At 41.9% G+C, this 26,828-nt stretch carries 17 protein-coding genes and 1 pseudogene; 14 read left to right on the forward strand and 4 right to left on the reverse strand.

What is annotated here, in order from left to right:
* Positions 1-9: 9 nt before the first annotated feature.
* Positions 10-1,412, forward strand: a pseudogene (gene lacG, locus AB1I63_09845) (6-phospho-beta-galactosidase).
* Between the two features lie 187 nt (positions 1,413-1,599).
* Here lacG and sstT read toward each other — a convergent pair.
* Positions 1,600-2,811 carry a serine/threonine transporter SstT gene (sstT, locus tag AB1I63_09850; GenBank protein ID MEW4355129.1) on the reverse strand — a complete coding sequence of 404 codons (1,212 nt, stop codon included), beginning with the start codon at positions 2,809-2,811 and terminating at the stop codon, positions 1,600-1,602.
* Positions 2,812-3,091: 280 nt separating this feature from the next.
* Between sstT and AB1I63_09855 the strand changes: the two genes are divergently transcribed.
* Both AB1I63_09855 and AB1I63_09860 read left to right on the forward strand, forming a co-directional pair.
* Complete coding sequence (locus AB1I63_09855; protein ID MEW4355130.1) at positions 3,092-3,952, forward strand: mechanosensitive ion channel family protein; 861 nt, start codon at positions 3,092-3,094, stop codon at positions 3,950-3,952.
* A gap of 14 nt (positions 3,953-3,966) precedes the next feature.
* The gene (locus AB1I63_09860) at positions 3,967-4,563 is read left to right on the forward strand and encodes a DUF4352 domain-containing protein (GenBank protein ID MEW4355131.1); all 597 of its coding nucleotides are present in this window, start codon (positions 3,967-3,969) and stop codon (positions 4,561-4,563) included.
* Between the two features lie 294 nt (positions 4,564-4,857).
* Here the strand turns inward: AB1I63_09860 and gdhA are convergent, their stop codons facing one another.
* On the reverse strand, positions 4,858-6,204 hold the full coding sequence (gdhA, locus tag AB1I63_09865; protein ID MEW4355132.1) for an NADP-specific glutamate dehydrogenase: 1,347 nt from the start codon (positions 6,202-6,204) through the stop codon (positions 4,858-4,860).
* Positions 6,205-6,439: 235 nt separating this feature from the next.
* Here gdhA and AB1I63_09870 point away from each other — a divergent pair, with 235 nt between their 5' ends.
* Together AB1I63_09870 and msrB are read left to right on the forward strand one after the other, a co-directional pair.
* Entirely contained in the window at positions 6,440-7,378 is a 939-nt protein-coding gene (locus AB1I63_09870) for a dihydroorotate oxidase (protein ID MEW4355133.1), read from the forward strand.
* Positions 7,379-7,389: 11 nt separating this feature from the next.
* On the forward strand, positions 7,390-8,325 hold the full coding sequence (gene msrB / locus AB1I63_09875) for a peptide-methionine (R)-S-oxide reductase MsrB (GenBank protein ID MEW4355134.1): 936 nt from the start codon (positions 7,390-7,392) through the stop codon (positions 8,323-8,325).
* A 400-nt stretch (positions 8,326-8,725) separates the two neighbouring features.
* Here msrB and AB1I63_09880 read toward each other — a convergent pair whose 3' ends face one another.
* Positions 8,726-12,238, reverse strand: coding sequence for a S8 family serine peptidase (locus AB1I63_09880; protein MEW4355135.1), 3,513 nt, complete (start codon positions 12,236-12,238; stop codon positions 8,726-8,728).
* Positions 12,239-12,714: 476 nt separating this feature from the next.
* On the opposite strand from AB1I63_09880, the gene AB1I63_09885 reads away from it, so the two are divergent.
* The 6 genes from AB1I63_09885 to AB1I63_09910 all read left to right on the forward strand — a co-directional run bounded on the left by AB1I63_09885 (position 12,715) and on the right by AB1I63_09910 (position 20,743).
* Complete coding sequence (locus AB1I63_09885; protein MEW4355136.1) at positions 12,715-13,548, forward strand: MetQ/NlpA family ABC transporter substrate-binding protein; 834 nt, start codon at positions 12,715-12,717, stop codon at positions 13,546-13,548.
* Positions 13,549-13,645: 97 nt separating this feature from the next.
* Complete coding sequence (locus AB1I63_09890; GenBank protein ID MEW4355137.1) at positions 13,646-14,668, forward strand: methionine ABC transporter ATP-binding protein; 1,023 nt, start codon at positions 13,646-13,648, stop codon at positions 14,666-14,668.
* Complete coding sequence (locus AB1I63_09895) at positions 14,661-15,368, forward strand: methionine ABC transporter permease (protein ID MEW4355138.1); 708 nt, start codon at positions 14,661-14,663, stop codon at positions 15,366-15,368. The genes AB1I63_09890 and AB1I63_09895 overlap by 8 nt, the downstream gene beginning before the upstream one ends.
* A gap of 241 nt (positions 15,369-15,609) precedes the next feature.
* Positions 15,610-16,896 (forward strand): TRZ/ATZ family protein, encoded by a 1,287-nt coding sequence (locus tag AB1I63_09900; protein MEW4355139.1) that lies wholly within the window; start codon positions 15,610-15,612, stop codon positions 16,894-16,896.
* Positions 16,897-17,557: 661 nt separating this feature from the next.
* On the forward strand, positions 17,558-19,441 hold the full coding sequence (locus tag AB1I63_09905) for a beta-glucoside-specific PTS transporter subunit IIABC (protein MEW4355140.1): 1,884 nt from the start codon (positions 17,558-17,560) through the stop codon (positions 19,439-19,441).
* A 114-nt stretch (positions 19,442-19,555) separates the two neighbouring features.
* A complete protein-coding gene (locus tag AB1I63_09910; GenBank protein ID MEW4355141.1) occupies positions 19,556-20,743 on the forward strand; it encodes a CapA family protein in 1,188 nt (395 codons plus the stop codon).
* 128 nt (positions 20,744-20,871) lie between these two features.
* Here the strand turns inward: AB1I63_09910 and AB1I63_09915 are convergent, their stop codons facing one another.
* Positions 20,872-21,753 (reverse strand): AraC family transcriptional regulator, encoded by an 882-nt coding sequence (locus tag AB1I63_09915; protein ID MEW4355142.1) that lies wholly within the window; start codon positions 21,751-21,753, stop codon positions 20,872-20,874.
* 110 nt (positions 21,754-21,863) lie between these two features.
* Here AB1I63_09915 and AB1I63_09920 point away from each other — a divergent pair, with 110 nt between their 5' ends.
* The 3 genes from AB1I63_09920 (at position 21,864) to metE (ending at position 26,448) form a co-directional block, all read left to right on the forward strand.
* Positions 21,864-23,270 (forward strand): glycoside hydrolase family 1 protein, encoded by a 1,407-nt coding sequence (locus AB1I63_09920; protein ID MEW4355143.1) that lies wholly within the window; start codon positions 21,864-21,866, stop codon positions 23,268-23,270.
* Between the two features lie 93 nt (positions 23,271-23,363).
* Complete coding sequence (locus AB1I63_09925; GenBank protein ID MEW4355144.1) at positions 23,364-23,996, forward strand: GDSL-type esterase/lipase family protein; 633 nt, start codon at positions 23,364-23,366, stop codon at positions 23,994-23,996.
* Positions 23,997-24,192: 196 nt separating this feature from the next.
* Positions 24,193-26,448: a 5-methyltetrahydropteroyltriglutamate--homocysteine S-methyltransferase gene (gene metE / locus AB1I63_09930; protein ID MEW4355145.1), complete on the forward strand. Its 2,256-nt coding sequence runs from the start codon at positions 24,193-24,195 to the stop codon at positions 26,446-26,448.
* Positions 26,449-26,828: the final 380 nt, after the last annotated feature.

Below are 26,828 nucleotides of genomic sequence, written 5' to 3' on the forward strand. Positions count from 1 at the left end.
AGGTGGAAGATGACCAAACAATTACCCGAGGATTTTATTTTTGGCGGAGCAACAGCAGCCTATCAGGCTGAAGGTGCGACTAAGCTTGACGGCAAGGGAGCTGTTGCCTGGGATAAATATTTAGAAGATAATTATTGGTACCGAGCAGATCCTGCTAGTGATTTTTATCATCGATACCCAGTTGATTTAGAATTAGCAGAGAAATTTGGAGTCAATGGGATTCGGATTTCCATTGCTTGGTCCCGCATTTTTCCAACAGGATATGGAGAAGGCAATCCAAAAGGTGTAGAATTCTACCACCGCTTGTTTGCGGAATGTCACAAGCGAAAGGTAGAGCCATTTGTGACTCTGCACCATTTTGACACACCTGAGGCTCTCCATTCTCAAGGAGACTTTCTCAACCGAGACACCATCGACCATTTTGTTGATTATGCAGCCTTTTGCTTTGAAGAATTTCCAGAAGTGAAGTTCTGGACAACCTTCAATGAAATTGGCCCGATTGGTGACGGTCAGTATTTGGTCGGAAAATTTCCACCGGGTATTCAATATAATCTGGAAAAAGTCTTCCAGTCTCATCATAATATGATGATTGCCCATGCACGAGCTGTTAAGTATTTTAAAGATAAGGGTTATGCTGGTGAGATTGGGGTTGTTCATGCCCTACCGACCAAGTATCCTTATGATCCTGCAAATCCTGCTGATGTGCGAGCAGCAGAGTTGGAAGACATTATTCATAATCGCTTTATCTTGGATGCGACCTACCTTGGAAAATACTCAGATAAAACCATGGAGGGTGTAAATCATATTCTAGCGGCCAATGGTGGAACGCTTGATCTTCGCGAAGAAGATTTTGAGCATCTGCAAGGTGCCAAAGACTTGAATGATTTCCTCGGTATCAATTACTATATGAGTGATTGGATGCGAGGAGATGTTGAGGGCGAAACAGAAATTACCCACAATGGAAAAGGAGAAAAAGGCGGCTCCAAGTATCAAATCAAGGGCGTTGGCCGCAGAGAATTTGATGTCGATGTTCCAAGAACAGACTGGGATTGGATGATTTATCCGCAAGGCCTGTATGACCAAATTATGCGGGTCAAGACGGATTATCCAAATTATAAAAAAATCTATATTACAGAAAATGGTCTAGGCTACAAGGATGAATTTGTAGATGGTACCGTCTATGATGATGCGCGGATTGACTATGTCAAGCAGCATTTAAGCGTCATTGCGGATGCCATCGTTGCTGGAGCAAATGTTAAAGGCTATTTCCTCTGGTCTCTCATGGATGTCTTCTCCTGGTCAAATGGCTATGAAAAACGCTATGGTCTGTTCTATGTTGATTTTGAGACCCAAGAACGAAAAGTGCCTACTGGTACAAGCAGGTAGCTGAAAGTCGTTGCATTGACGATTAGATATAGCTATTTTGTCTTCATTGATTACGTCGGTAACTTGTCTTCCTTCAACAGTCCAATGGACTGTTGAAGATTGGAAATAGGGATTATGGCAAAATCTTCAGCTAATCTAAGTTTTGCCTGTGACTTGTTATCTCGTATTAAACTATAAAAAGTCTCGGAATAATCATTCCGAGACCTTTTGAATTTATTGTTTAGATTTCCAAGCGCTCATTTCTGCAACGGCTGTAAAGAGAACATCAGTTGAGGAGTTGAGGGCTGTTTCACAGGAATCTTGGAGGACACCGATGATAAAGCCGACTCCCACGACTTGGATTGAGAGTTCATTTGGAATACCAAAGAGGCTACAAGCTACGGGTACAAGGAGAAGCGAGCCTCCTGCGACACCCGACGCTCCACAGGCAGAGACCGCAGCGACCACGCTTAGGACTAGGGCTGTGGCAAAATCTACTTGAATACCAAGAGTGTTGGCTGCAGCGAGGGTCAAGACATTGATGGTAATAGCCGCTCCTGCCATATTGATGGTTGCACCGAGCGGGATGGATACTGAGTAGGTATCCTTGTCTAGTCCTAACTCTTCACAGAGCTTCATATTGACAGGGATGTTAGCAGCAGAACTGCGCGTGAAAAAGGCAGTGATTCCGCTGACCTTCAAACATTGAAACACCAGTGGATAGGGATTTTTACGCATCATGACAAAAGCGATCAAGGGATTGATGACAAGGGCTACAAAGAGCATATTGCCAACGAGTACAGCTAATAGTACGCTATAACTAGCGAGGACTTGGATTCCCTTGTCAGAAATGGTCTTAAAGACCAAGCCTAGAATCCCAAAAGGAGCGAGGTTGATAATCCATTCGACAATTTTTGATGTGACACTAGCCATGGTTTGGAGCAATTCCTTGCTCGTTTTACTAGCTTCGCGCATGGCAAGTCCAAAAACCACAGCCCAAGATAGGATTCCGATGTAATTTGCCGTGATGATGGCATTGACAGGATTGTCCACGAGGCGTAAGAGCAGGTTGCTTAAGACCTGTCCAATTCCGTCTGGTGGTGCAATATCAGTTCCTTCAGAAGCTGATAAATCAAGCGTCAAAGGAAAGAGATAGTTAGATGCCACAGCGACCAAGGCTGCGGCAAAGGTGCCAAAGAGATAGAGGATAATGATGGTTTTCATATTGGTCTCTTGGCCTTTTTTGTGTTGAGAAAGAGCATTGGCAACAAGTGCAAAGACGAGAAGTGGTGCAATAGCTTTCAAACCACCGACAAACAAGTCCCCTAAAATCCCAATGGCAGTGAATTTAGGAAGGGCAAGCCCTAAGATTGCACCAATCAAGATGCCAATCGCGATCCTCTTGATCAAGCTTGACTTCTTCCAAGCATGCATGATTTTTTTCATGTCAATAATACCTCCGAGAATAGTCTGCATATCCTTACATATTTCCGAAAAATACAGACGAATATTCCTCCATTATAGAATAAATAGCTGAAAAAATCAATAAGCTTGCATATTCTTTCACAAATTTTGAAAGAGTGGGACGAAAAATTTTTATCTGTTATCCCTGTCTGCGTTGTGGTATAATGGAGGTATTTATAGAGAGACATAGTTATTTAGCTTTTATTGATTAGGTCGTTACCTCGTACTAAATCAAGATTAAACAACTATAAAAGGAGGTCGTATGCTAGCCATACAAGGGAATATTTTTTCGCGGTATCTGGATAAGCTAGATTGGGTAGCTCTTATAGATACTATTGTGGATAGGGCGGTGTCCTTAGCGTTTATTTTCATCTTATTTTATGTGGCAAAAAAGGTGGTTCATCTTAGCGTCAAGCGTGTGATTGCCCCTTCGTTGAAGTTATCAAGCCAAGATGTAGCACGGCAAAAGACTCTTCTTCGCCTGATTGAAAATATTCTGAACTATGTCCTTTACTTTCTATTGATTTACTGGGTTCTCTCAATCTTGGGCTTGCCTGTATCTAGTCTCTTAGCAGGTGCGGGAATTGCAGGGGTTGCGATTGGGATGGGTGCTCAGGGTTTTCTTTCTGATTTGGTCAATGGATTTTTTATCCTTTTGGAACGGCAGCTAGATGTGGGTGATTCGGTCAGCTTGACCAATGGTTCGATAAAAATCTCGGGAACAGTTGTGAGTGTAGGGATTCGGACGACACAGGTCAGAGATGCGGATGGAACGCTTCATTTCGTTCCTAATCGCAATATCACTGTTGTTAGCAATCTCTCTCGTGGAGATATGCGTGTGGTGGTAGATATCCCTTTATCTGCTCAGACAGACTTAGACAAGGTCTATCAAGTCATCTCGCAGGTGAATGCCAAAGAGGTTGCGAAGCACTCTGAAATTTTAACAGAACCAAAGCTCTTAGGACCACAGATGGAAGTTACAGGACGTTTTTCGTTTCGAGTGACCGTGACAGTGCAATCAGGGATGCAGACGACCGTGTATCATCTATTTTATCGCTTGTATTATGAAGCTTTGTTGCAAGCTGGGATTGAAATGCCGACGCTTGCAGGTACAAAGAATTAGAAAAAGAGGAGTATATGGAAAAGATTCCAAAGGAAATCATCACTGAAGATGGTCATATTTATCAACTAAAACGGCCCATCTATAAGCAACCTTTGTTTTGGACAACAGTAGTAGGCGGAGTGATCATTGTTTTTATGGCTTTATTTATCGCCGTTGCAGCGATCTTTGGCAGCCTCTATCAAGAGGAATTAGCTGAGTCTTCTTATTGGAACGAACATTTGTTCCGAGAAGAATTGACTTATAATCTAGGGGAAGCTCATACGGATACGGACGGTCTAAAAGTTACGCTTACAGGGATTCGTGTGGATGAGACGCGAAAGCTCCTTGACTATCCACAAGGGACAGCAGTTGTTGCAGAAGTGACAGTGGAAAATACCGGTTCTAGCAGTGCTCTTTTGAACGTGTATGACTTTACCTTGTCAGATACGGACAGTGAGATTTATTCGCTTGATACATCTACTTTTGATAGTCAATTATTGGCGAGCCGCCTCCCAGTAGGAAAAAAGATCACTATGTCTTTGATTTTCGAAGGGGATAAGGATCGAGATAAACTGTATCGGCTCTTCTACAAAGATGCTTCTTGGGGTGAGTCAGTAGGACAGGTTTTTTAGCAAGGTAGTTCATTTAGTTTTCATTGATGACGTCGTTCACTCATCTTGCTCCAACAGTCCAGTGGACTGTTGAAGGTGGGAAATAAGGATTATGAAATAATCCTCAGTTAATCCTCAGTTAATCCCAGTTATGCCAGCTATTCGTTGCCTCGTACTAAATCAAAACTAAACAACTATATCATGATAATAGAGACTATGATTGTTCTTTAAAATTGTTGAATTGTGTTAAATGGCATATATGATAACAAATAAGAGGGTTGAGACCTAGTATCTCACCCTCTTTTATGATGTATATTAAACAATTCCTTGTGCAATCATAGCATTTGCAACATTTTCAAAGGCTGCAATGTTTGCTCCAGCAAGATAATCTTTGCCAAGGTCATAGGTTTCAGCAGTTTCTTTGGCAGTATTGAAGATATTTTTCATGATATCTTTCAAGCGACCATCTACTTCTTCGCGTGTCCATGACAAGCGAAGGCTGTTTTGGCTCATTTCAAGAGCAGATACTGCTACACCACCAGCGTTCGCAGCTTTGGCAGGTCCGTAGTAAATGCCATTTTCTTTGTAAACGGCAATCGCATCAAGGTCACTTGGCATATTTGCTCCCTCAGAAACGCAGATAACACCTTGTGCTACGAGACGTTTTGCAGCTTCACCATTGATTTCATTTTGAGTAGCGCATGGCAAAGCGATATCGTAGTTGCCTGCGTAAGTCCATACAGATCCCTCATAGTAAGTTGCAGAAGGTTTTTCGGCAGCATACTCAGTCAAGCGGGCACGACGTTTTTCTTTGACATCCACAAGCAAATCAAAGTCAATGCCGTTTTCGTCAATAACATAGCCGTTTGAGTCAGAAACAGAGATGACAGTTGCACCAAGTTCTGTTGCTTTTTGAAGAGCGTACTGAGCAACGTTTCCTGAACCTGAAATGACTACTTTTTTGCCAGCGAAGCTTTGACCGTTGGCTTGAAGCATTTCTTCGGTATAGTAAACAAGTCCATAACCAGTCGCTTCTGGGCGAATCAAGCTACCGCCAAATCCAAGAGGTTTACCAGTCAAGACACCAGCGTCAAATTGACGAAGGCGTTTGTATTGACCATATAGGTAACCAATCTCGCGTCCTCCAACTCCGATGTCCCCTGCTGGTACATCAAGAGAAGGTCCGATGTGCTTTTGCAACTCAGTCATAAAGCTTTGGCAAAAGCGCATAACTTCCGCATCTGTTTTGCCTTTTGGATCAAAGTCTGAACCACCTTTACCACCACCGATTGGTAGACCAGTCAAAACATTTTTAAAGATTTGTTCAAATCCCAAGAATTTCAAGATTCCTTGGTTAACAGTTGGGTGGAAGCGAAGTCCGCCCTTGTAAGGACCAACTGCTGAGTTAAATTGCACACGGTAGCCACGGTTGACTTGTACCTTACCGTCACGATCCACCCAAGGGACACGGAAGCTAATCACACGTTCTGGCTCTGTGATACGAGCAAGGATGTTTTCTTCGATGTACTCTGGATGTTTTTCAAATACAGGCTCAAGGGTAGAGAAAAATTCTTCCACAGCTTGGAGGAATTCTGCCTCATGGCCGTTGCGTGCTTTAACCGTTTCAAAAGTGCTTTGAATGTATTCTTTAGCAGTTGTCATGTTGTACTCCTTGTATGTTATATTTTTTTACATGGGCTATTATAACAGAAATCATGAGACTTGTAAAGTCAAAAGACGAGAATTTTCTAAAAATTCGGACAATTAGAAACCGAACATTTATGTGAGAATGTGAGAGAAATTCCCCTAAAAATGAAGAGAGATGATATACTAGAGGGGAAGCAAAGTGAATGACGGATATCAGTTTTTGAGACTTAACGAGTATAAGGAGGACGCTATGCCATCGACCAAGACACGAATTGCAGATTTTATCTTTGAAAACTGCCTGATGAATGCGGCAGGGGTTGCCTGCATGACCATTGCAGAGTTAGAGGAAGTGAAAAACTCACAAGCAGGGACCTTTGTGACCAAGACGGCGACCTTAGAAGCACGCGCAGGAAATCCTGAGCCGCGTTATCAAGATGTGCCACTAGGGTCTATCAACTCTATGGGCTTGCCAAATCAGGGTTTGGATTATTACCTGGACTACCTCTTGGACTTGCAGGAAAAAGAGCCTGAGCGCACCTTCTTTTTATCTCTTGTCGGCATGTCGCAGGAGGAGACACATACGATTTTGAAGCAGGTCGAAGCAAGCGACTTCAAGGGCTTGACTGAGTTGAATTTATCTTGTCCAAATGTGCCAGGAAAGCCGCAGATTGCCTATGATTTTGAGACAACAGAGAAAATCTTGACAGAGGTATTCAGCTACTTTAAGAAGCCCTTGGGCATCAAGTTGCCGCCTTATTTTGACATGGTGCATTTTGATCAGGCGGCAGCGATTTTTAATCAATTCCCACTTGCCTTTGTCAACTGTGTCAACTCGATTGGAAATGGCCTCTACATCGAGGACGAGTCGGTGGTCATCCGTCCGAAGAACGGTTTTGGAGGAATCGGTGGCGAGTATATCAAGCCGACTGCGCTAGCAAATGTCCATGCCTTCTATCAGCGTTTGAAACCAGAAATCCAAATCATCGGAACGGGCGGCGTCTTGACAGGGCGCGATGCCTTCGAGCATATCCTCTGCGGAGCGAGCATGGTGCAGGTCGGAACGACCCTCCACAAAGAAGGCGTTGTAGCTTTTGAACGTATCACAGCAGAATTACAAGCCATTATGGCAGAAAAAGGCTATGAAAGCTTAGATGATTTCCGTGGGAAATTGCAATATATGGAAGAATAAAGGAGAAAAATATGGCAGAAATTTATTTAGCAGGCGGTTGTTTTTGGGGTGTGGAAGAGTACTTTTCACGCATTGATGGTGTGCTTGCGACAAGTGTTGGCTATGCCAATGGGCAGGTTGAGACGACGAATTACCAGTTGATTAAACAAACAGACCATGCAGAGACGATTTATGTAGAATACGATGAAGCAGTTGTCAGCTTGCGGGAAATCCTGCTCTATTATTTCCGCATTATTGATCCGCTATCGGTCAATAAACAGGGAAATGACGTAGGGCGCCAATATCGGACAGGGATTTATTACAAGAATGAGGCGCAGTTACCAACGATTGCCCAAGTCGTAGCAGAAATTGAGGAGCAATTAGGGCAGAAGATTGCAGTAGAAGTGGAGCCTTTGCGTCATTATATCTTGGCAGAGGATTATCATCAAGATTACCTCAAGAAAAATCCAAACGGCTATTGCCACATCAATGTCAATGATGCTTATCAACCCTTGATTGACCCCAAAGATTACCAAAAAGAATCCCAAGAAAGCTTAAAAGAACGCTTGTCAGAAGAGTCTTACCGCGTCACTCAAGAAAGTGCGACAGAGCGCCCGTTTCAAAATGCCTATTTTGACACGTTCGAAGAAGGAATTTACGTGGATATCACAACAGGAGAGCCGCTCTTTTTTGCCAGTGATAAGTTTGATGCTGGTTGCGGTTGGCCAAGTTTCACGCGCCCCATTGCCAAAGAAGTGATTCACTACTATCGTGATACAACACACGGCATGGAGAGAATTGAAGTGCGGAGCCGTTCTGGCAATGCCCATTTAGGACATGTCTTTACAGATGGACCGAAAGAAGAAGGCGGACTTCGCTACTGCATTAACAGTGCAGCCTTGCGCTTTATTCCAAAAGAAGAGATGGAAAAAGAAGGATACGGCTATCTTCTTCCTGCAATGCAGTAAAATAGTAGTAAAAAGCACCAAGTAGGTGCTTTTTTGATGATTCGAGGCTGAAAAATAATTTTAGGAGGATAACATTGTCTATGTTGATATTGATAATGCTCACTTTAAAAAGTCATTGTAGATGATAGTGAGATTCTCCAAGGATTATCAAATGGGAGTGAGACCCAATCGTGATGTCGTAGAAATCGTGAATCTACGGACAAGACAGTCTAAAGAGGAGAATTGCGAAGTCAGGAAAGCTAACAATAATCATTTTAAGTAAAAAAGAACTTCTGCTTTTATAAACTAAAACAGAAGTGCTCTTTCTCTTATTTATTAGGTAGGAAACAATGTTCAAAAGGTAAGGTTTTTCTGATATTCAATACCCTCTTGATAGAATAGAGCAAGAGGGTATTGAACACTATTGAGAATCTTTTTTTCGATTCGATACGATTTTTAGTACAACGTAGAAGGATGACAGTAGGCTTCCTAATAGCGTTGTATGCTTCGTTGAATCCCCTGTTTGAGGAAGTTCATAGGTCTTATGATATGGTTTTTCTGACTTCTTGGTGTCTTGACCTTTACCCATTTTAGATTCAGTTAGTTTTGCTTGAGAAGCTAGAGAAGTTTTCTTTAGAATGTTGCCTATCCTTGGTGCTAGAGTTCTTGAATGATTCTCTTCTTTAGGAACTTCATTTTGAAGCTCTTCATTTTTAGAAGTTTCATTTTGAGGCATTTCTTTTTTAGGAGTCTCGTTTTGATTGTTCTCATTTTTAGGATTCTCTTCTTTAGGAACTTCATTCTTAGAATTCTCATTTTTAGGAGCTTCGTTTTGAGAGTTCTTCTTTTCAGGAGTTTCTTTTTTAGGCATCTCATCTTTAGGATTCTCTTTTTCGGGGACATCAGGCTGATGATTTTCCTTGTTGAGAATCTCGGTAAGTTTTATATGAGAATAATTACCTGCGAAGTCTTCAACCACATAAGTTAGTTGTTCAAGTGTCAGCTCAGTTACTTCTCCTGATTCGGTATGAGTTGTGCTTGGGATGCTAAAAGTTCCGTCAGGCTGTGCTTCTATATAGCGAATAACTGGTAGTTCGTCCTCTATATCAGTGTAGGCTAACCGCTCTCGCAAAATAGGAGTTGTTCCTGTGGATTGTTCTTTAGGGGTGACTTTGACGAATCGAGAAGTGTGATCATAAGTCGCTGATGAAGGTAGTACAGGTGGGGTAGTATTGAGTGTCAAATAGAAATCCATGGACTGTTCTTTTGCTCCTTCAGAAATAGGAGTAAATACGATACGATAGATATACTTCCCATCCCCTACATACTGTCCACCTTGGTCTTTTCCATCCCATCTAGTTTTTTCAAAAGTAGTAGTAGCACCCGTTTTTTCTAAGGATTCGCTGTAATGCTTATCAGCTCTTGAGGGTTCTGAGCTTTCCCAGATAGGATTTGTGAGGTCAGATGTTCGATAAACCTTGGCTTTTAAATCTTTTACATTGCGTAAAAGTGTTCCTCTAAATACAACGGTGTCCATGACACCATCCCCATTTGGTGAAAGGGCTAGATAAGGTTTTCCATCTTTGAAGACTAATGTTTTGATATCGTTTGTACCTGCTTTATCATAAGTCCCTAAAACAGTAGTAGAGCGAAATTCCAAGGCTTCTTCTTCAATGAAATCTGGACGTTTTGATTCTTGCACATATCCCCAAGATCCATATTGACTAAGGAGAGCTGTAAAGTTCTGTGCTTTAAATTCTTTAAATTCACTGACCTCAAATTCGCCATCCTTTAGATGGTTAGGTCGTGCATAATAAAATGTTTTATTTGGACTTTCATAGATGGATTGTTCGATGGCTCTTAAATCAGCGAACTTACCTGCTCCACGAAAACCAATGAAAGGAATGCTCATTATTTCAGAATCATTGGGAGAGGTCATAAAGCGGATAAAGCCGTCCAAAAAGTAGCCGTTAGGCATTTGTTTTATCAACTGGTTGTGAAACTTGCTAACATCAATAGGGATAGTAATGTCTAGTGTACTATTTGCTGGAACAACTACTGTTTTAATATCCGTTGTTAGTAAATGCTTTGGTGCAAGTGCAAAATGTTCCCCTTCTACTTTATCGGTTGCAAGATGTGCTGTATAGTAAAATTTAGTAGGGGTAGAGCTTAAGTTATGAATTTTAGCCGTTAGATGAAATCTATCTTTTACATCCCCAAGATGTATCTTACTGTTCCCATTTTGATCGGTCACATAAGCAGTCGCAAGGGCAGCTTTTTTTGCATCTACAAGACCAGCTCCTTGTTGTCGTGGTGAAATATAAGCTTTTTCTTGTTCATTAAAGATAGCAGTAGCTGAGCTCATCAGAATCTGTTTTATGAATGGTGCCAGCTCTTTTGGTGTTTTGTTTGGAAAACGTTTTTGATAGATAGGTTTTAAGAGATTGACTAACCCAGCAACATGGGGAGCTGCGGAACTCGTACCGTTAATCAATTCATAGTTATGATCTCCTTTGAAAGAAGCTGAGTAGGTGAAGCCTCCTGGGGCTGCAACGTCTGGTTTTATATGACCATCTGCCGTAAGTCCCCAACTGGAGAAATTTCCGATCTGATTGCCACCAGGATTTTGAAAAATTTGATAGTTCTTAGGAAACGATAATGTTTGATTTTGCTTGTTTAACAAGGCTTGCCCATCTTTTTGACTGATAAAGCCAGACGGTATTTTGGCAAGTTTTTCAGGTAATGGTAATGTTAGATTTTCTCCTGCTACATTATTATAAATAAGCACCCCTGCTGCGCCACTTGCGATTGCATTAGTAATTTTATCAGCAAATCCAATCTCTCCACGCTGAATCAACACAATCTTTCCTTTTGAGTTAATTGTTTTAAAGTCTTCTTCTCGTCCAAATTTAGCGTCAACAAACTTGTATTGTTTATTTTTGTCAAATCCAGTCAGTAAACCTTGACTGGTGGAGATGGCAATTTTTTCTTGTGTTGATGTTGTGAGATACTCACTGTAAATATAAGGATTTTGGTAAGCAGCGACACTGATCACATCCTCTGATAAACCTGGGGAGGCAATGACCCCAAAGTCGGGATTGGTTGCTAATGGTTTTTTGGACGTATCTCCAAACGCACGGTCGTTTCCTGCGCTTGCTACCAAGAAAACGCCTTTTTCTTTGGCTAATTGGATGGCTTTTACTACATCTGGGTGCAAATTATCTTTTGAATCTCCACCTTTTCCATAGCTCATATTGATACTATCGGCACCTAGATTGATGGCGTCTATCATGGCTTTGGCTCTTAATTCATCAGCTCCTCCAACGACTTTCATAAATATCAGTTGAGATTGAGGAGCAACACCAGTCATTTTCAAGCCATTTTCCATAGCCTGTGTACTTTCTCCGACTGCAATACCAGATACATGACTTCCATGTGTATCTGTGCCTGCGATGTCATCGTTGTTTTTAAGATAGTTATGGGCAAAAATAACTTTGGATGAAATCCATTTGCCATAATCAATCTTTGCTGCTTCTTTTAAGCCGTTCAAATCCTGCTCTGTTTTTACTTTAGGTGTTTTAAGATTTGTAGGTGAGAAAATCTCATGCTGGCTATTTAGCTCACTGTCAAGGATTGCGGTTACGGTCCCTGCTCCTTGTTGGCTATCTTCCCAAATTTTTGTAACATTCGTGCTGTCTAATTCGGAGCTAAGAGTGGTTTCTGGATTTGAAGAAGGTACTTCTGATTCTAAAGGTTGAACCTCTGATACACCTTCAGCTTCATTGATAGCAGGTGTCGTGTTGTCTTTTATTTCCGTGGTGACGCTAGGTAGGCTTTCTTCCTGCGCTTCGACTTGCTTGGCATGTGCCATCAAGATACTGGTGGTTATCAATGATACCGCTAGTAATTGCTTCTTATGACTATCTCTTTTCATACGATCCTCCAACTGTTGTTCAATATTTTTTGCCTATCTACGCAAATAGGTTAGTAAATACTGTGAGCATTGTATAATAAATCATGAAATTGTTCAATGTTGCAAGACATGTCAAACTGATGTAGAGGCGCTCGAATGCAGAAATTCACACATATTTGATGGATAAAAACAGTTAAAACATACATGATGTGTAGTGCTATGGCGACGATATTTGATGCTTTATACAGTTCTATTTTTTAACGTAGATGGATAGTATTTTTCTGTTAATAGGGATATTTCACAAACATGCTATAATTTTGACTGGTTAGACAATCCAGCTCTTTTTGAAAAGTGTATCGAAAAGATTGTGAAGTTTTTCTGAGAACATTTTCCCTTATAACTTCTACCTATACCCCATGATAGATTTTTGGTATTGGACAGAAAAAGAGCTAGATGGTACACTGGATATATCAATTTGAGATAGACAAAGGAGATAAATGATGACGTTTAAGAAATTATTAACACTTGGTTTTGTTGGTGTGGCAGCTGTGACTTTGGCTGCTTGTGGAGGAGGGAATTCTTCTGATGGTGGCAAGGATACGAAGATCACAGTGGTAGCCTCACCAGCTCCGCACGCAGAAATCTTAGAAGCAGCAAAACCAATCTTGGAAAAAGAAGGCTATAGCTTGGACATTAACATCGTAAACGACTATGTGACACCAAATAAAATCGTTTTTGATGGAGATGCGGATGCTAACTTCTTCCAACACACCCCTTATCTTGAGAAGTTCAACAAGGAAAACAACGAAGACCTTGTGAGCGTGGGAAATGTGCACATCGAACCACTAGCTATTTACTCTAAGAAGTACAAATCCATCAAAGATTTGCCAGAGAATGCGACGGTTTATGCTTCAACCAACCCAGCAGAGGTCGGACGTTTCATTGATTTGTTTGTGAAAAATGGCTTGATGACCTTAAAAGACGGTGTGGATCCTGTGACAGCGCAGTTGACTGACATTGCAGAAAACAAGAAAAATATCCAAATCAAGACAGAGATTGCTCCTGAGTTCTTGGTGAAAACCTATGAAAATGACGAGGGAGATGCGGTGATTATCAATTCAAACTTTGCGATTGATGCTAAACTTTCGCCAGTTAAAGATTCGATTGCGATTGAAGATGAGTCTTCACCATATGCAAACTTAATTGCGGTAAAACCAGCAGATAAGGACAAAGATAAGATTAAAGCCCTTGTCAAGGTTTTACAAAGTGATGATATCAAGAAATTCATCGAAGATAAATACAAAGATGGCTCAGTCATTCCTGCTAAATAGTAGGACGATGAGAAACCAACGAACTAGCTTGAGCTTTTTCTATCTGAGGGCTGCTAGCTAGTTCGTTTTTCTGGTGAAGAAGAGGAAAGGAAGAAAGATGATTCGGATTGAAGATGTATCAAAGGTCTATGAGACCAAGCAAGGACGAGTAACAGCGGTCAACCATGTGTCACTTGCGATTGAAAAGGGAGATATTTTTGGGATTATTGGGTTTTCAGGAGCAGGGAAAAGTACCTTGGTACGTTTGCTCAATGGTTTAGAGAGTGTGTCGTCTGGGAAGATTTTTCTAGGTGGCAAGGATATTACCAGCCTTAAAAAGAAAGAATTACTAGAAACTCGCAAGAAAATTTCCATGATTTTCCAGCATTTCAATCTCCTATGGTCACGGACAGTGGAAGAAAATATTGCCTTTCCGCTAGAAGTGGCAGGAGTGCCAAAGGAGGAGCGCCAACAACGTGTTAAGGAATTGATTGGTTTAGTGGGCTTAGAGGGGCGTGAAAAATCCTATCCTGCTCAACTTTCTGGTGGACAAAAGCAGCGGGTCGGTATTGCGCGTGCTCTTGCTAATCAGCCGGAAGTCTTGCTCTGTGATGAGGCGACAAGTGCGCTAGATCCAAAAACGACCAAGGATATTTTAAATCTGCTGGTGGATATTAACAAGAAATTGGGCTTGACCATTGTTATGATTACCCATGAGATGCATGTGGTGAGCCAGATTTGCCACAAGGTTGCGGTGATGGAAAATGGGCAAGTCGTAGAAGAAGGCAAGGTAATTGATGTCTTTAAACATCCGCAAAAAGCCATCACTCAGCAGTTTGTCGGTGAAGAGCGTTCTGAAGAAGATTTGACGCAGGTCTTTGCTCACTTAGAAGGGGCGTTGAATGTGGGTGCAGTAGCACGAATTCAGTATTTGGGTGAGAGCGCAGGAACGGGTGCCCTGGCAGAAGTGATCCGTCAGTTGGATGTATCAATTTCGATTTTACAAGGGAAGGTCAATATCACGCAGGAAGGACCGATTGGAAGCTTGATTGTAGTGATTGAAGATGTAAGCAAGGTAGGAGCTGTCATTGAGCAACTCAGCCAGAAAGGAATGAAAGTGGAGGTATTGGAGCATGTATAAAGCAGTTCAAATAGGCTTTTTTGAGCTTTTAGAGGATATGTTGAGCTTTCAGAATGTCGAATGGGGTGAGGTCTTAAAGGCAACTCAAGAAACCCTTTATATGACCTTGATTTCAACGGCTTATGTGTTTGTGATTGGCTTGATTTTAGGCTTATTCTTGTATTTGACAGGACCTGGGAAAATGCTCCAAAACAAGGTGGCAAATGTCATTTTAGCAGGGCTTATCAATATCTTCCGCTCCGTTCCTTTCATCATTCTCTTGGCGCTTTTGATGCCTTTTACCAAGGTTTTGATGGGGACAATTTTGGGACCTCGTGGAGCTTTGCCTACCTTGGTGATTAGTGCAGCGCCCTTTTACGCTCGTTTGGTGTCCATTGCCCTAAATGAAATTCCATCTGGGGTGATTGAAGCGGCAGAATCCATGGGAGCAAATACCTGTCAGATTATTTTTAAGGTCTTGATTCCTGAGTCTTCACCTGCCCTTGTGTCAGGAATTACCGTGACAGCCATTGCCTTGGTCGGCTCAACTGCTGTTGCTGGAGTTATCGGTGCTGGAGGGCTAGGAAATCTGGCTTATCTCATCGGATTTACACGCAATAAGCAGGATATTGTCTTGGTATCAACTATTGCTATTTTGATTTTGGTCTTTATCTTGCAATTTATCGGAGATTTTGTGACCAAGAAATTGGACAAACGTTAATATCATAAAGAGTGAGATTCAATCGTAGTTGGAAATTGCGATTGGTCTTGCTCTTTTTTCTAAATAAGATAAGGGATTATCTAAATTTTGAATAATATGGGATAGAATTATAAAAAATGTCTGTCTTTTTGAATAAATTCGTATCTTTTTTCTTTGTTTTTTAAAAAATGGTTGAGTTTTTCTGATTCTCTTGTTATAATAGCAAAAATCAAAAACCAGCAGTGGGGAAAAAGGAGGAGCAATGAAAGCGTTTAAACATGTAACCTTAGTGACCTGTGATGAGGAGTTTCAGATTTTTAAAGACGGACTTTTGGTCATTGATGGCGCAAAAATTGCCTATGTGGGACCTAGCAATCAGGCGATGTTGGATCAGTGTGAAGAGATTGTAGATGGTGAGGGCAGCTGGATTTTACCAGGTTTGGTTAATTGCCATACTCATAGTCCTATGACGGTTTTGCGAGGGATTCGTGATGATAGCAATTTGCATGAGTGGCTAGAAGACTATATTTGGCCTGCTGAGAGTCAGTTCACACCTGAGGTGACGACGCAGGCGGTCAAGATGGCTTTGGCTGAAATGCTACGCTCAGGTACGACGACTTTCAATGACATGTACAATCCTCAAGGGGTGGATATTCGTGCTATTTATCAAGCAGTGAAAGCATCTGGCATGCGTTGCTATTTTTCTCCGACCTTGTTTAGTAAAGATGGTGAATCAACAGAAGAGACGATTGCGCAGACACGGCAGACAATTGAGGAGATTTTGTCGTATCAAGATGAACGTTTTCGTGTCATGGTGGCACCGCACTCTCCCTATACATGTAGTACAGACTTGCTCGTAGAAAGCCGTGCTTTAGCGAAAGAATTGAACTTGCCCCTACACATTCATGTGGCAGAGACGGAGCGAGAAAGTCAGATGATCTTGGAGCGCTATGGCAAGCGTCCTCTTGCTTACTTGGAGGAATTGGGCTATTTGGATTGGCAAGCTGTCTTTGCCCACGGTGTGGAGTTAAATGAAGCAGAAATCGCTCGCTTAGGTCAATCACAGGTCGGCATTGCCCACAACCCTATCAGTAATCTCAAGCTAGCATCAGGCATTGCTCCGATTACAGATCTGCAAAAGCAAGGCGTGACAGTCGGTATTGCGACAGACTCGGTAGCTTCTAACAATAACTTAGATTTATTTGAAGAGGGGCGCACAGCAGCACTCCTTCAAAAAATGCGGACTGGAGATGCGAGTCAATTTCCGATTGAGACAGCTTTAAAAGCAATGACAATCGAAGGGGCTAAGCTTTTAGGGATGGAGCAGGAGATTGGGAGCCTTGAGGTTGGAAAACAGGCGGACTTTCTCATGATTCAGCCAAAGGGCAAGATTCATCTCTATCCAAGAGAACATATGCTTTCGCACTTAGTCTATGCAGCTAAAGGGCAGGATGTGGATCAGGTCTATATCGCAGGTCAGCAGGTCGTACGTGACGGCGAAGTTTTGACGGTTTATATGCGGGAAATCTTTGACAATCCTCTTTTATAGTCATTTAGTTTTCATTTATTATGTCGATAACTCGTATTGTTTCCACAGTCTAGGAGACTGTTGGAGGTTGGAAATAGGGCTAGTGAAGAAACATTCGCTAGCTTCTTTTGCTAGGATGTTGATTTATCAACGTTTTACAAATCAGATAAGGCTGCGTCAAATTGTTAGAACTATAAAATGTAACGAGATCAAGGAATTTTGTCTCAACCTATCAGCTGATCTAAGTTCTGCCTGCGTGTACGAAGTCAACACGAAACAACTATCTAACATCGTTGAATGAGTGGGAGTGAGAAGCAGTGGTACGTTTTAAGTTTCGATTGTGCTCGCTCTTTTTTGATCGGTTTAGGCTAGATAGATCTATGAGAGAGTTTATAGGGATATGCTTAATATGAAAAGAAAATGGGGGCTTTTTATCCTTAGGTAAAATTTTTTCAAAAAGTTTTGGAAAACGCTTGCATTTTTTTAAAATTCTGTTATACTAAGAATGTGGATTGTTACTGGTCATGCAGGCAAAACCTAGTTAAATACGAAATATTGGGAAATAGGAGTCATCTATTTCTTACTGTTTGGTATTTACCTAGGTTTTTTTGTACCCTATTTTCATATATCAGCGCTGGGATGAGCTAGGGCTTGACCAAAAGAACATAAAGGAGGAGAATCCATGGCAAAATATACAGCACTTGCACAAGATATTTTAGACCACGTTGGTGGAGCAGAAAATGTCAGCGGTTTGAAACATTGTGTTACGCGCTTGCGTTTTAACTTGAAAGATGAAGGAAAAGCAGATACGGATTATTTGAAACAATTAGATGGGGTTGTGACCGTTGTTCAAGCAGGTGGTCAGTATCAAGTTGTAATCGGTAATCACGTTCCAGAAGTTTATGCAGAAGTCTTGAAAGTCGGTAATCTTCAAGGATCTGGTACGGTGGATGCAGATGAAGAAGATGGACCAAAAGGCAATCTCTTTGAGCGATTTGTGGATCTGGTTTCAGGTATTTTCCAACCTTTCTTGGGTCCTCTTGCAGCAGCAGGGATTATCAAAGGGATCGTAGCCATTTTAGGCGTGTCAGGGATGAGCCATGACAATAGCGCTCTTTATGCGATTTTAGAAGCCACTGGCGATGGACTTTTCCAATTTATGCCAATGTTGATTGCCATTACCTCTGCTCGTAAGTTCAAAATGAATGAGTTTACAGCGCTTGCGATTGCTGGTTCTCTGGTTTATCCAACCTTGCCTGCAACAGTGGCAGGATTAGCAGAGGCAAAACTTTCTCATGTTTTGGGAATTCCATTTGAATTGCCATCATCTGGTAGCTATCTACAAACAGTTATGCCAATTATCTTGGCAATCTGGGTAGCTTCTCATGTTGAGAAATTCATGAAAAAAGTCACACCTGACGTGGTGAAATTATTTGTTGTTCCATTTGCAACCTTGTTTGTGACAGTGCCTCTCACTTTCTTGGTGGTTGGACCTGTGGCAAATCTTGCCTCAGACCTCTTGTCTAGTGTCTTTACAGCCATTATGGGCTTCAGTCCTTTGATTTACGGGCTCTTACTTGGTGCTTTATGGCAAGTCATGGTGATGTTTGGTCTTCACTGGGCACTTGTACCGCTTGCGATCTTGCAATTCTCTCAAAATGGTTGGACAGATATTTTGCTTGCGGCAGCTCTTCCAAACTTCACACAGACAGGTGTCTTAGCTGCGATTTACCTAAAAACGAAAGAACAAAAAGTCAAAACCCTAACCGTTCCAGCTTTCATCTCTTCTATCTTTGGAGTTACTGAGCCGGCAATTTACGGAATCACCCTTCCAATGAAAACCCCATTTTACATTTCATGTGTGGTTTCTGGTTTGATTGGTGCAGCCTTATCCTTCTTTAATGTTAAATCCTATGGCTTCGGAGCTCTTGGAATTTTCCAATTTCTAGCTTATGTCAGTTCAGAAGGCTTAATGCCAATGTGGATTATGATTGGCTTTAGTGTTCTTGCAGTTGTTGCTTCCTTTGCTGTTCAAATGGCACTTCCAGTGCCAACGCTTTATGCAAAAGCAGAAGTGAGTGAGTTAGTTGCATCTGCTGAGGAAAAACAAGAAGGTGCTGAGCAAGTTATTACTAGCCCATTGGCAGGGGAAGTCATCGCTCTCTCAGACACTCCAGATGCGGTATTTGCAAGTGGTGCAATGGGACCAGGGATTGCGGTTGAGCCAAGTGTTGGTGAAGTTGTAGCTCCAGCAGATGGATTTGTCCGCCTTTTATTCCCAACCAACCATGCGATTGGTTTGGCAACAGAGGATGGAACAGAAGTTCTTATCCATGTAGGGATGGATACCGTAGCTCTAAATGGTGATGGCTTTACAGCCCATGTCACTCAAGGTTCTCGTGTCCGTAAAGGTCAACTGCTTCTCACATTTGACATTGAAAAAATCAAGGAAGCTGGCTATCCAGTGACTACACCAGTCATTGTGACAAGCCCAACGACGACTATTCAGGTTACAGACGCAACAAACGTAAATATCGGTGATTACTTGTTAACAGCTGTTAAATAGAATTGAAAAATAAGTAGCGAGGAAGAATTTTCCTCGCTTTTGCTTTATTTTGAGTTGTAATGATGCTAGAAAATCAAATGGAAAATTGATATAATAATAAAAAGGAGAGTGCTTATGAAGAAATCAGCATTTTTAGCAGGTTTGCTTTCTGCAGTAGGAATTGCAGCAATTTCGGTTTTATTGGTTGAATCTTTGATGGAGAGTCCTAAGAATGAGCCAGAGCAAAAAGTTGTTCATACCGCTCGCGTCATGGCGCATGGTGATTTATTGTACCACGATGTGGTCTATATGAGTGCCTTGAGAGAAGATGGAAAATATGATTTTTCAGAGAACTTTCAATACGTCAAGCCTTGGTTTGAACAGGCGGATTTGATGATTGGTGATTTTGAAGGCACGATTCATCCAGATTATCCCTTGGCAGGCTATCCTTTGTTTAATGCGCCAAAGGATGTGCTGACTGCGATTAAGGATGCAGGGTATGATGTCCTTGATTTAGCCCATAATCATATCTTGGATTCTGGGCTAGAGGGTGTGAGTACAACGGTGAATGCCTTTGATGAAGTAGGAATTGATACGGTTGGAGTGTACACGAAAGAACATCGTGATCAGGCACCGTTATTGATAAAAGAAGTTAACGGTATTAAAATTGCGATTCTAGCGTATTGCTATGGTTTTAACGGCTTAGAGGAAGGTTTAAGTAAAAAAGACTATCAAAATGTTCTCTCAAATTTAGATGAAGAACGCATGAAAGAGGAATTGAAAAGAGCTGAAAAAGAAGCAGATGTGACCGTTGTCATGCCGCAGATGGGAGTGGAGTACCAGCTAGAGCCGACAGACGAGCAGGTAGCCTTGTATCACAAGATGATTGACTGGGGAGCAGATGTAATTTTTGGTGGACATCCTCATGTCGTTGAGCCTTCTGAGATTGTGGAAAAAGATGGGGAGAAGAAGTTGATTATCTATTCAATGGGGAACTTTATCTCTAATCAGCGGATTGAAACCATGGACGGAGTACCAACGGCAGAATGGACAGAGCGTGGTGTCTTGATGGACGTTACTTTTGAAAAAGTTGGTCAAAAAACGAAGATTCAAACAGCAACAGCACACCCAAGCTGGGTCAGTCGGATTCCGACAGGTCGTTATTCATCTGAAGGGTATGACCTGTATCAGTACCAGACCTATATCTTAGAGGATTTGATCGAAGGTGGGAAATACCGTGAGCAGTTGGACTCAGAAACAAAAGAGCGAGTGGACCGTGCTTATCAAGAAATGAATGAGCATGTGCATTTGAATTGGAAATAGATAGCGTCATGTCGTTTTCATGTATTGCATTACTAACTGACTGTGTCTTGTTAAATTAAAACTAAACAACGATAAAAAACAGCTTACAATAGAGCATCAGTTCAGTTGTAAGCTGTTTTTATGATCGGCTAGCCAGTTTGAGCTTTTCGGTACTGGCTAGGGGTCAGGTGATAGTATTTTTTGAATTGCCGATTGAAATTAGACAGGTTATTAAAGCCCACTTGGCTGGAAATCTCTAAAATCGAGAGGGTCGAATGTTCCAGTAACTCTGTGGCTTTTCGCAGGCGAAACTGGATAATGTACTCCATGCAGGAAGTTCCTAGATGTTTTTTAAAGAAATTCATAAAATGCGTCTGACTATATCCGCAAAGGGTGGCTAGCTTTTCCACAGTGAGCTCGTCTTGGTAATGGTCGTTAATGTGGTCGATAATGGTGCGGATTTTTTCCTCTTTGCGGTAGCCTTCAAGAGACATCTCCTTAGAGCGCACATAGCCGTGGATAAAGAGGAGGTGGAGGAGCTGGTGTAGCTGAGCTTTGAGTTCAAGCTCAAAAAAATCTCTACGATAATAGCCAATCTCCATGGCAGTGAGGAGACATTTGCGAATGTTTTCATAGCCAGCTTGATGAGGTTTGATGACACGGACAAAATCGAGTTGTCCATGATAGAGGGGCTGGAGATATTGGAGACTAACCTGATCCACCGTTGAAAACCCTAACAAGTCCAAGTGAACGTTAATCGCATCCATGAAATGCTCCTTATGACCAATCGGGTGAATCGAGTGCAGAGCATTTGGGCGGATAAGGATAATGTCCCCAGCTTCACTGTTAAAATAGTCATAATCGATATGAAATTGTGCAGTGCCCTCATGCACATAAATCAGCTCCATATCCGTATGCCAGTGAAATAAAATGTCTGGCTGTCCATTTTGCGTATAGGTACGGGTGATGGAGTAGGGCGTTAAGGGATTTTTATAGGTGCTATTTTTATGTAATTGACCAAGGTCTAGCATAGGATTGCCTTTCTAGTAGGATAGTATCAGTTTATTATAGAATTGTGTTAGAAAAAAGAATTTACCTTTATTATAATATAAGTAAGTAAAAATTGAAAGGGCTTAACAAGATGACACGATTTCCTGAGAATTTCCTATGGGGCGGTGCAACAGCTGCCAATCAATATGAGGGAGCTTACAACCTAGACGGCAAAGGCTTGTCTGTGCAAGATGTAACTCCAAAAGGTGGTTTTGGACCGATTACAGATGAGCCAACACCTGATAATCTCAAATTAGAAGGGATTGATTTCTACCATCGTTATAAGGAAGATATCGCTTTGTTTGCTGAAATGGGCTTCAAAGTCTTTCGGACTTCGATTGCTTGGTCACGGATTTTCCCAAATGGAGATGAGGAAACTCCAAATGAAAAAGGCTTGCAATTTTATGACGATTTATTTGATGAATTGGTAAAATACGGTATTGAGCCTTTAGTGACACTGTCCCACTATGAAACACCGCTTCATTTGGCGCGTGAGTATAATGGCTGGGCAAGTCGTGATTTGGTTGGCTTTTATGAACGCTATGTGCGTACAGTCTTTACTCGTTACAAGGACAAGGTCAAATACTGGTTAACGTTTAATGAGGTCAACTCCGTGCTCCATGCTCCATTTATGAGTGGAGGCATTGTGACACCTCTTGAAGAATTATCGAAGCAAGACTTGTATCAAGCAGTACACCATGAGTTGGTGGCGTCAGCTCTTGCGACGAAGATCGGTCATGAGATCAATCCAGACTTCAAGATTGGTTGTATGGTGCTTGCCATGCCCGCCTATCCGATGACCTCTGACCCACGAGATGCGCTAGCTGTTCGTCTCTTCAACAATCAAAACTATCTCTTCTCGGACATTCATGCCCGTGGAAAATATCCAAACTACATCAAACGTTTCTTTAAAGAAAATGGCATTGAGATTCAATTTGCTGAAGGCGATAAGGAATTGCTTGAAAATCACACAGTTGACTTTATTTCCTTTAGCTATTACATGAGTGTTGCTCAAGCCCACAATCCTGAAGCCTATAATAGTGGCATTGGAAATATCCTAGGAGGTGTAACTAATCCGTATCTTGAAAGCTCTGAGTGGGGCTGGCAGATTGACCCGATTGGCTTACGCTTAGTCTTAAATGATTTTTATGATCGCTATCAATTACCACTATTCATCGTCGAAAATGGACTCGGAGCAAAAGATGTGCTGGTAGAAGGACCAAATGGTCCAACGGTTGAAGATGATTATCGCATTGATTATTTGAGAAAACACTTAGAGCAAGTCGGAGAAGCACTGGAAGATGGTGTAGAGGTCATGGGCTATACAACATGGGGTTGTATCGACCTTGTCTCTGCCTCTACGGCTGAAATGAGCAAACGCTATGGTTTCATCTATGTGGATAGAAATGACGATGGTACAGGAACTCTTGCTCGCTATAAGAAAAAATCCTTTGATTGGTACAAGGAAGTCATTGCGACTAACGGTGCTGATTTATAGATTTATTTGTCTTTCCTTACAAAACTGGACTCGCCATCCAGTTTTTTGACGTCTTCTGCGGTATAATAAGGTATCAAGGAAAAGAGGTGGCTGATGGCGGTTCAATTATTAGACCAGTGGTTGGAAAAGGAGCAGGAAAAAATTTGTCAAACCTATCAAGACCTAAATCGTTTGGCGCATAAAGAGCCTGAAATGGTCTTTTTGGGAGATTCGATTGTAGAGTATTATCCTGTGGGTGAATTACTTGCATCTCAAAAACATTTGGTCAATCGTGGTGTTCGTGGTTATCACACGCAGATCTTGCTGAAAAATATAGAGCGACTATTAGCAGGGGATTGCTTGGACAAGGTTTTTATCTTGATTGGCACCAATGATTTGGGAAAAGGCTTGTCTCAAAAGGAAATCGTAGAGAATGTAGAGAGAATCGTGCAAGAAATTTTTCAACGCTATCCTTTGGTGGAGGTTTATCTCTTGTCGATTTTACCCGTTCATGAGGGTGAGAGCTATCGTGATAAGGTTTATATCCGCCGAAATCAAGATATTAAGGCGGTTAATCAAGCTTATCAGGAGTTAGCTCAGAGCTTTGTTCATCTGCATTATTTAGATTTTTATGCACGCTTTTTAGATGAAACTGGTCAGCTACATCCAGATTTTACCACGGATGGTCTGCATTTGAGCGTAGAGGGATATGTGGAGTTATCACGTTTATTGCAGGAGTATGTGTGAATTTTCAAGTTTTTGTATAGTTTTCTTCTATAACTATCTATAAATAAATATAGAAGTTATTGCTACGACAAGGATTTTTATGAGCAAATAAATCAAGGTATAGTTTTTAGCTATACCTTTTGCTATGCATTTTCAATTATACAGAAAAGCATTTTTCTGATAAGATAGGGGCAAGAAAGATTTTGGAGGCGTTTTTATGGTAACAAGTATCATTGGATTCCCACGTTTGGGTGAATTTCGTGAGTTAAAATTTACAACTGAAAAATACTTTAGAGGAGAAATTGGCGAAGCAGAATTGCTAGAAACTGCCAAGAACCTCCGCAGCAAGCATTGGAACTTGGTCAAAGAAGCAGGTATTTCAGAAATTCCTAGCAATGACTTTTCTCATTATGATAATGTTTTGGACACCGCCTTCCTACTGAATGTAGTTCCTAAAGCGGTACAGAACTTAGACTTGACGGATTTGGAGCGCTATTTTGCTTTGGCGCGTGGCTATCAAGGGGAAAAAGGCGATATCAGAGCTCTGCCGATGAAAAAATGGTTCAATACCAACTACCACTATATCGTACCGAAATTTGAAAAGGATACGGAAGTTCGACTTTCATCCAATAAGATCTTTGATGAATTTGCAGAAGCAAAAGTGCAAGGTTTAACGACCCGTCCTGTTTTAATTGGTCCTTTTACCTTCTTGCAGCTGGCAGACTATGAAGAAGGAGTTTCGGCTACTGACTTTGTGGAAAAGATTGTCGCAACCTATCAAGCAATTTTTGCCAAATTAGCAGAGCTGGGGGCTGAGAAGATTCAGCTGGATGAGCCGAGCTTAGTCAAGGACCTATCTGCTGATGAAAAAGCCCGTTTCTTAGATATTTACAAGAAACTATTAGCTGATAAAAAAGGCTTGTCTGTCCTTGTTCAAACCTATTTTGGCGATGTGCGAGATGTCTATTCCGACTTGATTGCTCTTCCAATTGACGGCTTGGGACTTGACTTTGTTGAAGGGAAAAAGACGCTTGACCTCGTCTCAACAGGTTTCCCGGCAGACAAGGTCCTCTACGCAGGTATTGTCAACGGAAAAAACATCTGGCGCAATGACTACAAAAAGAGCCTTGCCATTTTAGAAAACATTCCTGCTGATAATATCGTGCTGAACACCTCTTGCTCGCTACTTCATGTGCCATTTACAACGGAAAATGAAGAATTTGAAGCAGCTATCCTGCAACATTTCGCCTTTGCGGTGGAAAAACTAGCTGAACTCCGTGACTTGGATGCGATTAGAACAACTGGTGGAGCTGATATCTTAGAGCAAAACAAAAACTTGTTTGCGGCAGCACGAGTTGGAAAAAATACAGAATTAGCACATCGCATCGCAGGCTTGACAGATGCGGATTACACTCGCTTACCAGCCTTTAGCGAACGTGAAATCTTGCAGGCAGAGCGCTTCAACTTACCAGATTTGCCAACGACTACCATCGGTTCCTTCCCGCAGACAGAAGATGTGCGAGCAACCCGTCTTGCCTTCCGTAGAGGTGAGGTATCTGAAGAAGCGTACGATGTCTTTCTCGCCAAGCAAATTGATGATTGGATCAAGTGGCAGGAAGAAGTCGGCTTTGATGTCCTTGTCCATGGTGAATTTGAACGCAATGACATGGTGGAGTATTTCGGTCAGAATCTCTCTGGCTACCTCTTTAGTAAGAACGGTTGGGTCCAATCCTACGGTATGCGCGGTGTGAAACCACCGATTATCTGGGGCGATGTTACCCGCTTGCAGCCAATCACCGTCAAATGGTCCAGCTATGCCCAAAGTAGGACAAATAAGCCTGTCAAGGGCATGCTGACAGGGCCTGTGACCATTCTCAACTGGTCCTTCCCTCGTGAAGATATCTCCATCAAGGAGTCAACCTTGCAGATTGCGCTAGCCATTAAAGAAGAGGTGCTGGATTTGGAAGCAGCTGGTATCAAGATTATCCAGATTGATGAGGCGGCACTACGGGAGAAATTGCCGCTGCGCAGAAGCGACTGGTACGAGGATTACCTCGACTGGGCTATTCCGGCTTTTCGTTTGGTGCATGCAAGTGTTGCACCTGACACACAGATTCATACTCACATGTGTTACAGCGAATTTACTGATATTATCCCAGCTATTGACAATATGGATGCAGATGTCATCTCCTTTGAAGCGAGTCGCTCCAACCTTGTGATTTTGGATGAATTAAAAGCTCAAGACTTCCAAACGCAGGTCGGACCTGGTGTGTATGACATTCACTCACCGCGTGTACCAGCTGAAGGCGAAATCGACCACACGATTGAAGCAATTCTTGCCAAAGTCCCAAGCCGCAAGGTCTGGATCAATCCCGACTGCGGACTCAAGACCCGTGGTGTCAAAGAAACCCGTGAAAGTCTCATTCGCTTAGTTGAAGCTGCTCGGGCTGCACGTCAATCGATTACTGATTAGGGAGTGGGACAAAAATCGTGATTTCGAAGAAATCGATTTTGTAGTCTTCGCTTTCTAGTTTTTAGGCTCAGGTATTAACAGTCACTCCCCTGACTGTCCTCGCCTTCTAGTTTTCAAGCTTAGGTATTCACAGTCCACTGGACTGTGAATATCCCGCAAGTTGACTAGCTTCCACAATTGAGAATTGTGGAAGGTTGGAAATAGAGCTAGCGAAGATAAATTCGCTAGCTTCTTCTAATAGAATGTTGATTTATCAACATTTTACAAGCCAGACAAGCTTCGCTTTCCAGTTTTTAGTCTTAGGTATCAATAGTCACTTCCCTGACTATTGATATGCGTCAAACTGTTAGGACTACAAAGTATAATGAGATCGGTACTTT

Source organism: Streptococcus pneumoniae, from assembly GCA_040719455.1.
Lineage (GTDB): Bacteria > Bacillota > Bacilli > Lactobacillales > Streptococcaceae > Streptococcus > Streptococcus pneumoniae_G.

Bases quoted from the DNA above. Each gene is read 5' to 3' on its own strand.
- AB1I63_09870 (MEW4355133.1), top strand. From the start codon at position 6,440: ATGCCATCGACCAAGACACGAATTGCAGATTTTATCTTTGAAAACTGC.
- sstT (MEW4355129.1), bottom strand. From the start codon at position 2,811: ATGAAAAAAATCATGCATGCTTGGAAGAAGTCAAGCTTGATCAAGAGG.
- AB1I63_09895 (MEW4355138.1), top strand. From the start codon at position 14,661: ATGTATAAAGCAGTTCAAATAGGCTTTTTTGAGCTTTTAGAGGATATG.
- AB1I63_09890 (MEW4355137.1), top strand. From the start codon at position 13,646: ATGATTCGGATTGAAGATGTATCAAAGGTCTATGAGACCAAGCAAGGA.
- AB1I63_09925 (MEW4355144.1), top strand. From the start codon at position 23,364: ATGGCGGTTCAATTATTAGACCAGTGGTTGGAAAAGGAGCAGGAAAAA.
- gdhA (MEW4355132.1), bottom strand. From the start codon at position 6,204: ATGACAACTGCTAAAGAATACATTCAAAGCACTTTTGAAACGGTTAAA.
- AB1I63_09860 (MEW4355131.1), top strand. From the start codon at position 3,967: ATGGAAAAGATTCCAAAGGAAATCATCACTGAAGATGGTCATATTTAT.
- AB1I63_09910 (MEW4355141.1), top strand. From the start codon at position 19,556: ATGAAGAAATCAGCATTTTTAGCAGGTTTGCTTTCTGCAGTAGGAATT.
- AB1I63_09855 (MEW4355130.1), top strand. From the start codon at position 3,092: ATGCTAGCCATACAAGGGAATATTTTTTCGCGGTATCTGGATAAGCTA.
- AB1I63_09900 (MEW4355139.1), top strand. From the start codon at position 15,610: ATGAAAGCGTTTAAACATGTAACCTTAGTGACCTGTGATGAGGAGTTT.
- AB1I63_09905 (MEW4355140.1), top strand. From the start codon at position 17,558: ATGGCAAAATATACAGCACTTGCACAAGATATTTTAGACCACGTTGGT.
- metE (MEW4355145.1), top strand. From the start codon at position 24,193: ATGGTAACAAGTATCATTGGATTCCCACGTTTGGGTGAATTTCGTGAG.
- msrB (MEW4355134.1), top strand. From the start codon at position 7,390: ATGGCAGAAATTTATTTAGCAGGCGGTTGTTTTTGGGGTGTGGAAGAG.
- AB1I63_09880 (MEW4355135.1), bottom strand. From the start codon at position 12,238: ATGAAAAGAGATAGTCATAAGAAGCAATTACTAGCGGTATCATTGATA.
- AB1I63_09920 (MEW4355143.1), top strand. From the start codon at position 21,864: ATGACACGATTTCCTGAGAATTTCCTATGGGGCGGTGCAACAGCTGCC.
- AB1I63_09885 (MEW4355136.1), top strand. From the start codon at position 12,715: ATGATGACGTTTAAGAAATTATTAACACTTGGTTTTGTTGGTGTGGCA.
- AB1I63_09915 (MEW4355142.1), bottom strand. From the start codon at position 21,753: ATGCTAGACCTTGGTCAATTACATAAAAATAGCACCTATAAAAATCCC.